9 protein-coding genes are annotated in these 15,268 nt (G+C 71.4%); 1 reads left to right on the top strand and 8 read right to left on the bottom strand.

Annotated elements, in window-relative coordinates; genetic code table 11:
* Window positions 1-48: 48 nt before the first annotated feature.
* On the bottom strand, window positions 49-756 hold the full coding sequence (locus ACFWSK_RS24150; RefSeq protein ID WP_383789808.1) for a ThuA domain-containing protein: 708 nt from the start codon (window positions 754-756) through the stop codon (window positions 49-51).
* A gap of 271 nt (window positions 757-1,027) precedes the next feature.
* On the opposite strand from ACFWSK_RS24150, the gene ACFWSK_RS24145 reads away from it, so the two are divergent.
* Entirely contained in the window at window positions 1,028-2,425 is a 1,398-nt protein-coding gene (locus ACFWSK_RS24145; protein ID WP_383789805.1) for a cytochrome P450, read from the top strand.
* 63 nt (window positions 2,426-2,488) lie between these two features.
* On the opposite strand, the gene ACFWSK_RS24140 is transcribed toward ACFWSK_RS24145, so the two are convergent.
* The 7 genes from ACFWSK_RS24140 to ACFWSK_RS24110 form a co-directional block, all read right to left on the bottom strand.
* Window positions 2,489-3,490, bottom strand: coding sequence for an ABC transporter substrate-binding protein (locus ACFWSK_RS24140; RefSeq protein WP_383789802.1), 1,002 nt, complete (start codon window positions 3,488-3,490; stop codon window positions 2,489-2,491).
* A gap of 1 nt (window position 3,491) precedes the next feature.
* A complete protein-coding gene (locus tag ACFWSK_RS24135) occupies window positions 3,492-5,474 on the bottom strand; it encodes an ABC transporter permease (RefSeq protein ID WP_383789799.1) in 1,983 nt (660 codons plus the stop codon).
* Window positions 5,474-6,535: a glycine betaine/L-proline ABC transporter ATP-binding protein gene (locus ACFWSK_RS24130; RefSeq protein ID WP_383789796.1), complete on the bottom strand. Its 1,062-nt coding sequence runs from the start codon at window positions 6,533-6,535 to the stop codon at window positions 5,474-5,476. The genes ACFWSK_RS24135 and ACFWSK_RS24130 overlap by 1 nt, the downstream gene beginning before the upstream one ends.
* Window positions 6,532-8,097, bottom strand: a complete 1,566-nt coding sequence (locus ACFWSK_RS24125) for a GMC family oxidoreductase (protein ID WP_383789793.1) — start codon at window positions 8,095-8,097, stop codon at window positions 6,532-6,534. The genes ACFWSK_RS24130 and ACFWSK_RS24125 overlap by 4 nt, the downstream gene beginning before the upstream one ends.
* Window positions 8,098-8,165: 68 nt before the next feature.
* Window positions 8,166-9,668: an aldehyde dehydrogenase family protein gene (locus ACFWSK_RS24120; protein ID WP_383789791.1), complete on the bottom strand. Its 1,503-nt coding sequence runs from the start codon at window positions 9,666-9,668 to the stop codon at window positions 8,166-8,168.
* Window positions 9,669-10,038: 370 nt separating this feature from the next.
* Window positions 10,039-12,315 carry an alpha-xylosidase gene (yicI, locus tag ACFWSK_RS24115; protein ID WP_383789789.1) on the bottom strand — a complete coding sequence of 759 codons (2,277 nt, stop codon included), beginning with the start codon at window positions 12,313-12,315 and terminating at the stop codon, window positions 10,039-10,041.
* Complete coding sequence (locus ACFWSK_RS24110; protein WP_383789786.1) at window positions 12,312-15,182, bottom strand: glycoside hydrolase family 3 C-terminal domain-containing protein; 2,871 nt, start codon at window positions 15,180-15,182, stop codon at window positions 12,312-12,314. The genes yicI and ACFWSK_RS24110 overlap by 4 nt, the downstream gene beginning before the upstream one ends.
* Window positions 15,183-15,268: the final 86 nt, after the last annotated feature.

Raw genomic sequence — 15,268 nt, 5'->3', positions numbered from 1 at the left:
CCCCGCGCCGGACCCGTCCTGAGTGGCAGGCCGCCGCGACCTCGAAGATCATGACCCGGACAGCCGATACGGCTCTTCGGCCCCGTCGCGGTGGTGCCCCGTCACGTGGCGCAGACCGCCGAGGAGATGCGTCCGGAAGACCGGATCGCGGTACGCCTCGGCGGTGTGGCCGAGCGCCGTGTAGAAGACGTGGGCGCCCTCGTGTTCGTGGGTCCAGGCGAGGGGGTGGTCGGCGCCCATGCCCCCGCCCGCGTAGCTGGACTCGTCGGCGGAGGCCAGGACGCGCACGGCGGCCCGGGGGCTGGTGCGGAAGTCGTACCACTCGTCGGTAAGGTCCCAGGTGGCGCCCAGGTGCCCGGTGGCCGGGTGGTCGTGGTCCTCGACCCTGACCGTGCCGGGCTGAAGCTCCGGGTGGCGGGCGAACCGGGCCCCGAGGAGCGCGCCGTAGAACGGCCAGCCGTACTCCGTACAGGCCGCCGCGTGCACACCCATGAAGCCGCCGCCCGCCGCGCAGTGCGCCCGCAGTCCGGTGCGCCCGGCGGGGGTGAGGACGTCGCCACTGGTGGAGAGGAACACGACGGCGGTGTACGGGCCGAGTCCGTCCGCGAAGACGTCGGGGTCCTCGGTGGCGTGCACGGTGATGCCGTGTTCCGCACCGAGCTCCCGGAACGCGGTGATCCCGTCGGGGATCGAGTCGTGCCGGTAGGCGGTGGTACGGGTGAAGACCAGCACGGCGGGGAGGCTGCGGGAGGGCATGGGTGCTCCGGGGACGTGGGCGGCCCCCCATGATCTGCGGCGTGGCGGGTGCAGTCACGCCGGAGCGCCGCGGTGGAGCACCGCGCCACCGTGTTCGAACAGCTGCCCTCTTGCGACTACGCTCGGCAACTCACGTACTCCACAAGGCCGATGACGGTTCCCGGCCATGGCGTTCCATACGCCCTGCCGGAGTGCGCCCCCGTCCTGTTCGATGGGGGGCCGGGTCACTGCGTACCGGCTGCGGTGCGCCACCAGGGAGCGGAGTCCTTTCATGTCCAGGGATACGGATGCGGGTACGGGTACCGGTACGGACCGCGGCACGGCTGCCCTCGCCGAGCCGCGCGGCCCCGCCGTGGTACCGGGCCCCGGAGGGTTGCCGTTCCTCGGGAATCTGCCCCGGTTCGCGAAGGACCCGCTCGCCTTCTTCGAGCAGCTGCGCGGGCACGGGGACATGGTGAGCTGGCGCTTCGGCCGCAACCGCTGTGTGTTCATCTCCCACCCCGACTACGTGGGCGAACTGCTCACCGAGACGGAACGCACCTTCGACCAGCCCGCGTTGGGCATCGCGTTCCGTACGGTGATGGGCAACGGCGTCGTGGTGGCGCGGGGGACGGACTGGCGGCGCAAGCGCTCACTGGTCCAGCCGTCCGTGCGGCCCAAGCAGGTGAAGTCGTACGCCTCGACGATGGCCGCGTGCGCGGTGGAGCTGGCCGACACCTGGTCGGACGGCGAACGCGTCGACATCAAGCGGGAGATGGCGGCGCTGACGCAGCGGATCGCCGTCCGCACGATCTTCGGCGTGGACACCCCGGCCGACGCGGAGGCGATGGGCCGGGCGATGGACGTCGCCCAGCAGGAGATCGGCAAGGAGTTCAGCGGCATCGGTGCCATCCTCCCCGACTGGGTGCCTACACCGGGCCGGACCAGGATCAAGAAGGCCGCCGCCGTCATCGACGCCGAGGTGGCCCGGGTGGTGGCACGCCACCGCGACGGTGACGGGGAGCGCCCAGATCTGCTGAGCCGGCTGCTCACCGCGGTCGACGAGACCGGCGCGCACCTCACCGACGAGGAGATCCGCGACGAGACGGTCACCCTCTACATCGGCGGCCATGAGACGACCAGTTCGACGCTGGTGTGGGCCTGGTATCTGCTCTCCCGCAATCCGCGGGCGCGCGCGGCCCTCACCGGGGAACTGGACCGGGTCCTGGGCGACCGGGAGCCCACCTTCGACGACTACGCGCACCTGACCTACACCCAGTCGGTGGTGAAGGAGACCCTGCGCCTGTACCCGACGATCTGGCTGGTCACCGGGGTGGCCAAGGAAGGCGCGCGGATCGGCGGCGTACCGATGCCCGAGGGCACGCGGGTGTGGAGCAGTCAGTGGTCCACCCAGCGCGACGCGCGCTGGTTCCCCGAGCCGGAGACCTTCCGGCCGGAGCGCTGGGACCCGGAGGACGGCGACGAGATCGCCGAGTACGCGTGGTTCCCGTTCGGCGGCGGACCCCGGGTGTGCCTCGGCACGCGCTTCGCGATGGTGGAGGCCGTGCTGATCCTGGCGGTGCTGGCGCGCCGGTTCGATCTGGAGGTGGACCCGGGGACCATCGGCCACGTACCCGCGCTGACCCTGCAGCCCGACCGGGACGTGACGGCGACGGTGCGGGCCCGCTGACCGTGCGGTGAGGGTGCTGCCGGGGGCCCCGGTCCCCGGCAGCGCCCTCACGTCACCGCCGTGCTACTTCCTCAGCCACTTCTTCCACACCTGCGGGTTCTTCTCGATCCAGCGCTCGGCCGCCTCCTGCGGGGTGAGCTTCTCCGAGGCGATCATCCTGGACACCTCGTTCTGCGCCTCCTCGGTCCAGGTGAACTTCTTCAGGAAGTCGGCCGCCTCGCCGCCGCGCTTCGAGAAGTCGGCGTTGAGGTACTTCTGCAGGGGTGTCGTCGGGTAGGCGCAGTCGATGTCCTCCGGGTCCTTGGCTCCGCACGCCTCGGTGTACTCGGGGAGCTTCACCTCGACCATCGGCACCTCGTTGAACAGCCACTGCGGCTGGTACCAGTAGCTGAGGAAGGGCTTCTTCTCCTTGGCGAACTGCTGGATCTGGGTGATCTGGGCGGCTTCGGAACCCGCGAAGACGACCTTGTAGTCCAGGTCGAGGTTCTTCACCAGCGCGGTGTCGTTGGTGACGTAGGACGGTGAACCGTCCATGAGCTGGCCCTTGTCACCGCTCTCCGGGGTGCGCAGTTCGTCGGCGTACTTGTCGAGGTTCTTCCAGTCCGTGACATCGGGGTGCTCGTCCGCCCAGTACTTCGGTACGTACCAGCCGATGTGGCCGGTGACGCCCAGGTCACCGGCGGAGACGATGGTCTTCTTGTCCTCGACGTAGAGCTTCTCCTGGTCGGGGTGGCCCCAGTCCTCCAGGATCGCGTCGACGCGGCCCTGGCTCAGCGCGTCCCAGGCGGGGACCTCGTCGGTCTGTACGAGGTCGACGCGGTAGCCGAGCTCGTCCTCCAGCAGCTTCTGGGCGACGGCCACGTTGGCCTGCGCTCCGACCCAGGACTGCACGGAGAGCGTGACGGTCCTGATGCCCGCCGGGGCGGCGAAGGGCGAGGTCTGCTTCGTCATGTCCGCGGCGCCGCAGCCGGTGACGGCGAGCAGGGCGGCGGCCGACGATGCGGCCGCGAGGACGCGGGTACGGGTACGGGTACGGGTACGGGTACGGATCGGCGTACGAGCCATGTCAGCTCTCCTTCCGCGCGGTGCGCGTGGTGGGCTGGGTGACCCGGTCCAGCATCAGCCCCAGGCAGACGATGGCCGCGCCGGCCACGAGGCCGGTGGCCAGCTGGCCCTGGGCGAGGCCGAGCACGACGAGGTATCCGAGCCCGCCCGATCCGACGAGCGCGCCGATGATGACCACGGCGAGGACCAGGACGACGCCCTGGTTCACGGCCAGGAGCAGCGCGGGCCGCGCCAGCGGCAGTTGGACCTGGCGCAGTTGCTGGCCCTTGGTGGCGCCCAGCGAGCGGGCGCACTCCATGGCGGCCGGGTCGACGCCCCGCAGCCCCTGGGTGGTGATGCGGATGACTGCCGGGAGCGCGTACACGACCGCGGCTGCCGCCGCCGGCGCGCGGCCGACGCCGAAGAGGGCGACGACCGGGATGAGGTAGACGAACTGCGGCATGGTCTGGAAGACGTCCAGGACCGGGCGCAGCAGGCGTTCGAAGCGCTCGCTGCGGGCGGCGCCGATGGCGATGCCGAAGCCGAGGACCAGGGTGACGGCGACGGCGGCGACGACCTGGCTGAGGGTGTCCATCGAGGGGTCCCAGACGCCGAGGACGCCGATGGCCGCCATGGCGAGTACGGCGGTGAGCGCGGTGCGCCAGGTGCCGATGGTCCAGGCGAGGGCGGCGACGATCAGCAGCACGGACCACCAGGGCAGGCCCTGCAGCCCGCTGCGCAGCGGGTTGAGTATCCAGTTGGTGAAGTGGGCGGCCCAGTCGGCGGTGCCGCCGACCACCGGGACTCCGGTGTAGAGGTGGTCGACCATCCACTCCTTCGCGGTGTTGACCGGTCCCGCGATGGCCACGACCGCGCCCTCGGGCCAGATCCGGCCGCCCGTGAACCGTCCCACGACGGCGACGGCCGCCACGATCACAGCCGCCAGGCCCCAGCCGCGCGCTCCGCGGAGGACGGCGGGGCCGGTCGGCTCCGCACCGATCCGGTGGCCGGCGGCCTCGGTCGTACGGTCCAGGACGACGGCGAGCAGCACGATCGGGATGCCCGCGGCGAGTGCGGCGCCGACGTCGACGGAGGACAGCGCCTGGTAGACGCGGTCGCCGAGGCCACCGGCGCCGATCACGGACGCGATGACGGCCATGGACAGGGCCATCATGATCGTCTGGTTGAGGCCGAGCAGCAGTTCCTTGCGGGCCAGCGGCAGCCTGGCCGTGAGCAGCCGCTGCCTGCCGGTCGCGCCGAGCGAGCTGACGGCCTCCATGACGCCCGGGTCGGCGCCGCGCAGTCCGAGCGCGGTGAGCCGCGCCATCGGCGGGGCCGCGTAGACGACGGTCGCGAGGACCGCGCCGGGCACACCGATGCCGAAGACCAGTGCGACGGGCAGCAGATAGGCGAAGGCGGGCAGCACCTGCATGGTGTCGAGTACGGGTCGCAGCGCCCGGTACGTGCGGTCCGAGAGTCCGGCCGCGAGGCCGAGGAGGACACCCAGCACCACCGAGGCGAGGACGGCGACGACCATCAGGGCCAGGGTCTGCATCGTCTGCACCCACATGCCGAGCAGACCGCAGACGACGAAGGAGACAGCGGCGGTGAGGGCGAGCCGCGGGCCCGCGACCCGCCAGGCCACGACGGCGGCGACCGCGGTGACTCCGGCCCAGCCGAGGGCGAGCAGCAGCAGGTAGACACCGCGCACCGAGAGTACGACGGCGTTGCTGATGTGGCCGAAGAAGTAGAGGAACAGGGGGTGGCTGTCGCGGTTGGCGATGATCCAGTCGTTGACCTCGCCGAGCGGCGCCGTCAGGTCGACGGTCAGGCTGCCGGGCCAGGCGGCGCCGCCCCAGCGAGCCTGCACGACGGGTACGGCGACGGCGGCGATCAGGGCGAGCGCCAGGAGCTTCGCGAGGGCGGGGCGGCGCAGCAGCGCCAGGAGCGGCCGGCGGCCCGGCGGTCCGGCGACGGTGGGAGTGGCGGCTTGGGCGGTGGCCATCAGGCGGCCACCTCCTGGGTGCCGGCGGCCTCCGTGCCCGCGACGACCCCGAGCAGGCATGCGTGGTCGACGACTCCGACGAGCCTGCCGTCGTCCATGACGCGGGCCACCGGGTCCCCGGAGCGGGCGACGGCTTCGATGGCCTCGGAGACGGTGGCGTCGGGGCGGACCGCGGGGCCGCGGTCCCCCTCGCCCGCGGCCGGGGGCCGCATCGCGCTGGAGACGGTCAGGACCTGTTCGCGCGGCACGTCGCGGACGAACTCGCGTACGTAGTCGTCGGCGGGCGATCCGACGATCTCCTCGGGGGTGCCGAGCTGGACGATGCCGCCGTCGCGCATGAGCGCGATGCGGGTGCCCAGGCGCAGCGCCTCGCTCAGGTCGTGGGTGATGAAGACCATGGTCCGGCCCTCCTCGCGGTGCAGCCGGACGACCTCGTCCTGCATCTCCCGGCGGATCAGCGGGTCGAGGGCGCTGAACGGTTCGTCGAAGAGCAGCACGGACGGGTCGACGGCGAGTGCGCGGGCCAGGCCGACGCGCTGCTGCTGGCCGCCGGAGAGCTGCGAGGGGCGGCGGTCCTCAAGACCGGCCAGCCCGACCTTCTCCACCAGCTCGGCCGCCTTGAGCCGCCGTTCACCCTTGCTCATGCCCTGGATCTGCAGGCCGTAGGCGACGTTGTCGAGGACGGTGCGGTGCGGCAGCAGTCCGAAGTGCTGGAAGACCATGGCCGCGCGGTGGCGGCGGAGCTCGCGCAGGCGCGTGCGGTCCATCGCGAGCACGTCCTCGCCATCGATGGCCAGGGTGCCGCTGGTGGGCTCGATCAGCCGGGTCAGACAGCGCACGAGGGTGGACTTGCCGGAGCCCGACAGGCCCATGACGACGAAGACCTCGCCCTTGCGGACGTCGAAGGAGACGTCCCGCACGGCCGCGGTGCAGCCGGTGCGTTCGCGCAGTTCGGCCGGGGGGAGCTCCGCGTGCTCGCTGCCGGGGATGCGGCCGGCCTTGGGGCCGAAGACCTTCCAGAGGTTCCTGACGGTGAAGACAGGGGTGTCGGTCGCGGTCATCGGACATCGCCTCCAGTGGTCGTACCGAGCAGTTCCGCGCATTTCTCGCCGACCATGAGGACGCCGATCATCGGGTTCACGGCGGGCATCGTCGGGAAGACGGAGGCGTCGGCGATCCGGATGGATTCGAGCCCCCTGACACGCAGTTGGGGATCGACCACGGCCGCGTCGTCGTCGGCCGCACCCATCCGGCAGGTCCCCGCCGGGTGGTAGACGGTGTGCGCGACCTTGCGGGCGTACTCGCTGATGTCCTCGTCGGACGTGACCTCGGGACCCGGGCACACCTCGCGCTTGAGCCAGTGCGCGAGCGGTTCGGTCTTCGCTATCTCACGGGCGAGCTTGATTCCGTCGACCAGCGTGCGGCCGTCGTAGTCGTCCTCGTCGGTGAAGTAGCGGAAGTCCAGGGAGGGTTTGACCTCGGGGTCGGCGCTCGTGAGGAACAGGCGGCCCCGGCTGCGCGGCTTGGGGATGTTGGGCGTCATCGACACGCCGTGCTCGGGACGCTCGTAGCCGAGGCGTTCCGGGTTGTCGGTGAAGGGGATCTGGTAGAAGTGGAACATCAGGTCGGGGCCCCGTGATCCGGGGTCGCGCCGCACGAAGAGGCCCGCGTCGGAGTCCATCGCGGAGTTCTCCGGGATGGGCCCGTCGGTCTCCCAGACGATGACCGACTCCGGGTGGTCGAGCAGGTTCTCGCCGACGCCCGGAAGGTCGTGGACGACCGGGATGCCGAGCGCCTCCAGGTCCTGCTTCGGCCCGATTCCCGAGTGCATCAGCAGCCGCGGGGTGTCCACCGCACCCGCGCAGACGATCACTTCGCGGGTGGCGCGCAGCAGCAGTTCCTCGCCCTCCTTGGTGCGCACGTGCACACCGGTGGCCCGGTTGCCGTCGAACTCCAGCCGGTGGGCCCAGGTCTCCAGCAGGATCGAGAGGTTGGGGCGGTCACCGGCCTCGATGTGCGGGTGGAGGTAGGCGACGGAGGCGGAGGAGCGCTTGTTGTTCTCCGGGTGGTAGGCGAGGTCGAAGAAGCCGACGCCTTCGTGGAACGGCTTCTTGTTGAACCCCTCGACGCGCGGGACCCCGGCGGCGGCCTGTGCCGCGTCGACGAAGTCGCGGGCGATGGCGTTCCGGTCCTTCTCGTCAACCGGCACGATGTGGTTGCGCAGACGGGCGAAGTACGGGCCCATGGCGGCCGCGTCCCAGCCGTCGGCACCCGCCTCGGCCCATTCGTCCCAGTCGCCGGGCAGGGGCTTGAAGCTGATGAGGGTGTTGTGCGAGGAGCAGCCGCCGAGCACCCGGGCGCGGCTGTGGCGGATGTGGGAGTTGCCGCGCGGCTGTTCGGTGGTCGGGTAGTCGTAGTCCAGTTCGCCGCCGAGCAGTCCGAGCCAGCGGCGCAGGGTGAGCACGTCGTCGCGGTCGATGTCGGTGGGACCGCCCTCGATCACGGTGACGGTGACGTCGGGGTTCTCCGTGAGGCGGGAGGCGATGACCGAGCCGGCCGTGCCGCCTCCGACGATCACGTAGTCGACCGGTTCGGGCCTGGCTTGGCGGGGAGTCGGATGCATCGGTCACTGCTCCTTCTGCAAGGTTCGTGCGTGTACGGGGTGCCGCGAACAGACGGACGGCAGGTCGGTCAGCCGGCGAACCAGCGCTGGGGACGCGGGTTGAGGTTCTGGTAGATGTGCTTGGACTCGCGGTACTCCGCGAGTCCGGTGGGGCCGAGCTCACGGCCCGTACCGGACTTGCCGAACCCGCCCCACTCGGCCTGCGGGAGGTACGGGTGGTAGTCGTTGATCCAGACGGTGCCGTGCCGCAGCCGCCCCGCGACCCGGCGGGCGCGGCCCGCGTCGGTGGTCCAGACGGCGCCCGCGAGGCCGTAGTCGGTGTCGTTGGCCAGGGTGACGGCCTCTTCCTCGGTACGGAAGGTCTCGACGGTGAGGATCGGGCCGAAGGTCTCCTCGCGGACCACCTTCATCCCGCGGTGGCAGCCGTCCAGGACGGTCGGCCGGTAGAAGTAGCCGTTCGCCGGCCGTACCGGGGAGGGTTCGGGGCGGGCGCCGCCGGAGCGGACGACCGCGCCCTCCTCGCGTGCGGAGGCGACGTACGCCTCGACCTTGGCGAGTTGCTGCGCGGAGACGAGCGGTCCGCATTCGACGCCGTCCGCGGTTCCGCGGCCGAGCCTGATGGCGTCGGCGCGGCGGGCGAGCTCGGTGACGAAGCGCTCGCGGACCGACTCCTCGATGATGAGGCGGGCTCCGGCGGAGCAGACCTGGCCGCTGTGGAAGAACGCGGCGTTCAGGGCCTGGTCCACGGCGGTGTCGAAGTCGGCCTCGGTGGCGCAGGCGTCGGCGAAGACGACGTTGGGGTTCTTGCCGCCGAGCTCCAGGGCGACCTTCTTGACCGTGGGGGCGGCGGCCTGTGCCACCTTCGTACCGCTGGCGAGTCCGCCGGTGAAGGAGACCAGGTCGACGTCGGGGTGCTCGGAGAGCCGGGCGCCCACGGGGTCGCCCGCGCCGGTGACGAGGTTGGCCGCGCCGTCCGGCAGACCCGCCTCGGACAGCAGCCGGATCAGGTGGACGGTGGACAGCGGCGTGACCTCGCTGGGCTTCAGGACGAAGGTGTTGCCGGCGGCGAGCGCGGGGGCGATCTTCCAGCTGGCCTGGAGCAGCGGGTAGTTCCAGGGGGCGATCAGCGCGCAGACGCCCACCGGCTCGTGCACGACGATGCTGTGGACGTCGGGGTCGCCCGCGTCGACGACACGGCCGCCGCTCTCGTTCATCACGAGGTCGGCGAAGTAGCGGAAGGCGTTGGTCACGTCGTCGACGTCGACGCGTCCCTCTTCGAGGGTCTTGCCGGTGTCGCGGCTCTCGACGAGGGCGATCTCCTCGCGGTCGCGCTGGAGGAGGTCCGCGACGCGGCGCAGCAGCCCGGCGCGGTCGGCGACGGTCCGGTGGGGCCAGGGGCCGTCGTCGAAGGCGCGGCGCGCGGCGGCGATCGCCCGGTCGGTGTCCTCGGTCCCGCCTTCGGCGACGAGGGCGAGGACGGTGGCGTCGGCGGGGTCGATGATCTCGCGCGTCGCGCCTGATGCGGCGGCCTGCCAGATGCCGTCGATGTGAATGGTGTCGAGCGCCGCCATGTCCTGTATCTGCCTTCCGTACCGAAATGCCCCCGCCGGATCGGCCGGGGAGCGTATCGCGGGCGGCCACGACTCGGACGCACCAGCGGCCTGGGACCCTCCCCGGTCCGGCGGAATGTATGCCAGGAACTTCACGCTGAGTGACGCGGCTCACTCCGAGCAGCTGCGGTGGGGCGGCCGGGGCGGCCCGGGAAACACGGCGGCCCGCCGGGGGCCCCTGGTGGGGGACCGCCCGGCGGGCCGGCGGCGACGTCTGAGCGGGCAGGCGCACTCGGTACGGATGTGGTGCTTGAGGTGCTTGAGGTGCTCCAGTGCTCCAGTGCTCCAGTGCTCCAGTATTTGAGGTGCTCCGGTGCTCCCGGGGGTGGGCTCAGCCGGTGACGGTCACCGTCCCGGTTCCCTCCCCAGTCGCCCCCGACTCCTCCACGCTCACGCGGTACGCCCGGTCCGTTCCATCCGCCGTCACCCGCACGGTGCCGCCGTCGCGTACGACGCGGAAGACGGCGGCCGGAGCACCCGACAGATCCGGTACGGAGACGGCTGCCGACGCATCCGGCTCATCCGGTCCGAACACCCGGAGGGTGAGTCCGTCCAGCCAGTCACCGTCCGGCCGCTGGTCGTCGGCGCCCCAGGGCAGTACGGCTCCGGGCCTCACGAGCAGCGGCAGACTGTCGAAGCCGTGCGTCTCGTGGTGCCACGCAGGGCCGGTGATCCGCTCACCGGTCAGCAGCGAGGTCCAGGTGCCCTCGGGGACGTAGAACTCCACCTCGCCGTCGGCGGAGAAGACCGGGGCTACGAGCAGGTCGGGGCCGAGCATGTACTGGCGGTCCAGTGTGCGGGTGGCCGGGTCCTCGGGGAACTCCACCAGCATGGGGCGCATCATCGGGACGCCCGTGCGGTGCGCCTCGGCGGCCACCCCGTACAGATACGGCATCAGCCGGTGCTTGAGGAGGGTGAACTGCCGTGCCACGTCCACCGCTTCCTCACCGAAGGCCCACGGCACCCGGTAGGACACGTTGCCGTGCAGCCGGCTGTGCGAGGACAGCAGCCCGAAGGCGAGCCACCTCTTGAAGACCTCCGGGTCGGGCGTGCCCTCGAAGCCGCCGATGTCGTGGCTCCAGAAGCCGAACCCGGACAGGCTCAGCGACAGACCGCCGCGCAGCGACTCGGCCATCGCGGTGAACGAGGCGAAGCAGTCACCGCCCCAGTGCACCGGGAACTGCTGTCCGCCCGCCGTCGCCGAGCGGGCGAAGAGCACCGCTTCGCCGTGCCCGCGCTCCTTCTCCAGCAGCTCGAAGACGGTGCGGTTGTAGCTCTGCGCGTAGAAGTTGTGCATCCGTTCGGGATCGGAGCCGTCGTGCCAGACGACATCCGTGGGCACGCGCTCGCCGAAGTCCGTCTTGAAGCAGTCCACGCCCTGGTCGAGGAGGACCCGCAGCTTGCTGTTGTACCACTCGCGCGCGGCGGGGTTGGTGAAGTCGACGAGCGCCATGCCGGGCTGCCACAGGTCCCACTGCCAGACGTCGCCGTTCGGTCTGCGCACCAGATAGCCGTGCTCCGCGCCCTCCGCGAACAGGACGGACTTCTGCGCGATGTACGGGTTGATCCACATGCTGATCCGCAGCCCGCGCTCCTTGAGCCGGGTCAGCATGCCCTCCGGGTCGGGGAACACGTCGGGATCCCAGAGGAAGTCCGACCACTGGTACTCACGCATCCAGAAGCAGTCGAAGTGGAAGACGGTCAGCGGGATGTCGCGCTCGGCCATCCCGTCGACGAAGGAGGTGACGGTCTCCTCGTCGTACGAGGTGCAGAACGAGGTGGTCAGCCACAGGCCGAAGGACCAGGCGGGCGGCAGCGCGGGCCGGCCGGTCAGCGCGGTGTAGCGGGCCAGCACCTCCTTGGGCGTCGGCCCGGCGACGACGAAGAACTCCAGCGACTGGTCCTCGACGCTGAACTGCACCTGTCCGACCGACTCCGAGCCGATCTCGAAGGCGACCTTGCCCGGGTGGTTGACGAAGACGCCGTATCCGCGCGAGGAGAGGTAGAACGGGATGTTCTTGTACGCCTGCTCACTGCTGGTGCCGCCGTCGGCCTGCCAGATGTCGACGCTCTGGCCGTTCTTGACGTACGGCGTGAAGCGCTCGCCGAGGCCGTAGACGTTCTCACCGACCGCCAGGGCGAGTTGGGTGATCATGTGGTGCGCGCCGCCGGGTGTGGTGGCGAAGGCGGTGCCCTTGGCGTCGACACCGGTCAGGCGTCGCCCCTCGTCGTCCAGGAAGGTCATGCCCCACGGGCCGTCGCCGTCCATGCGCAGGGTCAGCGGGCCGCTGGTCAGCTCGGTGACCGTGCCGTCCCGGCGGACCTGGGCCGACGAGGCGGGGTCGGGGTCGGGCAGCAGGGTGAAGTCGGGCCCGCGTCTCGCCTTTCCGGCGTGGTGGGTGGTGCGCACGCCGATGATTCCCTCGGCCGGAGAGAAGCATTCGACGGTGATCAGCGGGGTGTTGAGGGTGTCTCCGCGTTCGGCGACGTGCTTGACCGCCGCGTAGGCGGTGAAGCGGTCGTCCTCGGCGCGCAGATCACGGATCTCGGTCGCGTAGCAGGCGCGGACGCCCTCACGCATGAGCCAGAAACCGTCGGTGAATTTCATGAGGACTCCTTGCCGGGGACGAAGGCGAGGTGGGCGAGGCGTACGCCGTCGCGCAGTGCGACACGTACGTCGTGGACTCCGCGGACGGAGAGCTCCGCGTCATGGGTGCGGAGGTCGTACGGTCCTTCGCCGCCCGGGACCGCGATGTCCGCCGACATTCCGTCCACCGTCACCACGACGGACCCCTGCCCCGCCACCGACACCGTGACGGCCCGGACGCCGTCGCCGAAGTCGCAGCGCGTGAAGAGGAGTTCACCGAACTCTCCGGCAGGGGACACCGCGTCCCCGTCCGTCTTCGAGCGGTCGACGATCACCGTGCCCCGCTGCTCGTCGTAGTCGGCCGCCTCGATTCCGTGCTCCAGGACGGGCCGGGGGCCGGACGGCTCGCCGTCGACGACGACCGTGGCGACGGCCCGGATGTCGGTGCTGGAGGCACCCGCCAGCAGTTCGTACGTACCCGGCTCGACCGTCCAGCGGCCGTGCGCCACATCCCAGTGGCCGAGCTCCGCCACCGGGACGAGGAATTCGACGCGCTCCCCCGCACCCGACGCCAGGTGCACCCTGCGGTGACCGATCAGCTTGCGCAGTGGCAGGTCCGTCGCCGGCCGGACGGCCCGCGCATAGAGCTGGGCGACCTCGTCGGCGTCGACGGCACCGGTGTTGGTGACGGTGAGCGACACCCGGATCAGGTCCTCCTCCCGTACGGCGCTCGGAGCGGAGTACGTGAAGTCGGCGTACGTGAGTCCGTGGCCGAACGGGTAGAGCGGGGTCCCCCGGAAGTAGAGGTAGGTCTGCCGGGAGCCGATGATGTCGTAGTCCAGCAGGTCCGGCAGATCGGTGTCGGAGGCGTACCAGGTCTGCGGGAGGCGACCGGCCGGGGACACGTCCCCGGCGAGGACGCGCGCGAGCGCGGTGCCCGCGGCCTGGCCGCCGTGGGCGGTCCACAACAGGGCGGGCAGGGTGGCCGCGGCCTCCGTCACCGCGTACGGGTAGGCCGAGGTCAGCACGAGCACGGTGCGCGGGTTGGCGGCGTGCGCGGCGCGCCACAGCCGCTCCTGCTGGGGCGGCAGGTCGAGCGTCGTACGGTCCTCGGTCTCCCGGCCGTTGATGTGCGGGTCGTTCCCGGCGACGACGACCACGGTGTCCGCGGCCGCTGCGGCGCGTGCCACGGCGTCCTCACCGCGCTCGACCACCTCGACCTCGAAGACCGCGCCGAGGGCGGCGGAAACTTTTTCGCCGGAGACGGCAACCTTTACCCCGTCGGTGGCGACAGATACGTACCCACCCGTCCCGACGTGCAGAAGGCGGTGCCCGCCGTCGTGTCCCTCCACCGCTTCCAGGCGGAACGTCTCCTGGACGACCCAGCCTCCCGGTTCGTCGGCGGACGCCCGTACGTACCCGTCGTCCGCGACCGACAGATAGCGGCCCCCGGCGGTACGCAGCGTGAGGACACCGCCGCCCCAGTCGACGAGGGCGAGTTCGGTGGCACGCTCCCCGCAGGTGAGCGGCGGCAGGTCGGTGCGGCCCGCGAGCAGCGCCGGGTCGAGGGCGCCCTCGGCGCCGCGCGCCCGGTCGGCGGCCTCGTCCGTCTCGGGGACCTGGAGCCAGCCGTCGGCGCACTTCAGCCGGACCCGGTCCGCGCCCTCGGCGAACAGGACGTTCTGCGCGCCGTACCGTTCCCGCAGTCCGTCGAGCGGGGTCGAGCGGTGCAGGAGCGTGCCGCTGTACCAGTCGAGTTTGCAGGCGTCCGCGAGGAGCCCGACGACGGCGACGGTCCGGCCCCGCTCCGGTGCGAGGGGGAGCAGCCCGTCGTTCTTGAGCAGCACCACGGCCTGCTCGGCGGCCTCCTGGGCGAGGGCGCGGTGCCCGGCCGTGTCGAAGTCGGCGGCGCCCGCGTACGGGTCGAGTCCGGGGTCGAACTCGCCGAGCGAGAAGCGCAGGGCGAGCAGTCTGCGCACCGCCGTGTCGATGTCGCTCTCATCGATCAGGCCCTTGGCGAGCGCGTCACGGATGCGCCCGGTCATCACGGTGGAGTCCTGGCCGTGGTCGGTGAAGCTGTCGACGCCGGCCTTCAGGGCGGCGGCGGTCGCTTCCTCATGCGTGTCGAAGTAGTGCTCGGAGTCGACAAGGTTGGAGGGCGCGCCGGCGTCCGAGCAGACGACGAGGGGCTGCTCGGTCCAGCGCCGCAGCTGCTGGCCGAGGAGCGGCGAGACGTGGTTGGGGCGGCCGTTGACCAGGTTGTACGCCGGCATGACACCGGCGACCGCCCCGGCCCGCACCGCGTCGCGGAAGGCCCGCAGGTCGTACTCGTGCAGTACGCGGGGCCGGACCGACGAGGAGGCGGTGTCGCGGTCGGTCTCGTTGTTGTGCGCGAGCCAGTGCTTGAGGACCGGGGCCGTACGCCAGTAGCGGGGATCGTCGCCGCGCAGCCCCCGGGTGTACGCGACGGCGATGGCGGAGGTCAGCGCCGGGTCCTCGGCGTAGCCCTCCTCGCCGCGGCCCCACAGCGGATGGCGCAGCAGGTTCACTGTCGGGGCCCAGACGTTGAGTCCGACCCGGTCGTCGTCGGCTCGCTTGGCGCGGACCTCGTTGCCCACGGCTTCGCCGATCCGGCGCACCAGTTCGTCGTTCCAGGTGGCGCCGAGCCCGACGGCCTGCGGGAAGACGGTCGCGGTGCCCATCCAGGCGACTCCGTGGAGCGCTTCCTGTCCGGTGCGGAACGCACCGAGTCCCAGCCGCTCCACCGGGGGCGCGAACTGGTGGAGCATCGCGATCCGTTCGTCGAGCGTGAGCCGCCGGAGCAGATCGTCGGTGCGCCGGGCGAAGGGCAGCTGCGGGTCGCGGAAGGGCAGCGAATGGTCCGTCACGTGCGGGTCCCCTAGGAGAGGTGGGAGGTCTGAGCGCTCCGTCGAGGCGCAAGCCTGAGAAGATCTTTCGAAGCGCTTCGATGCTC

Source organism: Streptomyces sp. NPDC058620 (genome assembly GCF_042717135.1).
Taxonomy (GTDB): domain Bacteria; phylum Actinomycetota; class Actinomycetes; order Streptomycetales; family Streptomycetaceae; genus Streptomyces.
This window is presented reverse-complemented; position numbering and strand designations above follow the sequence as displayed.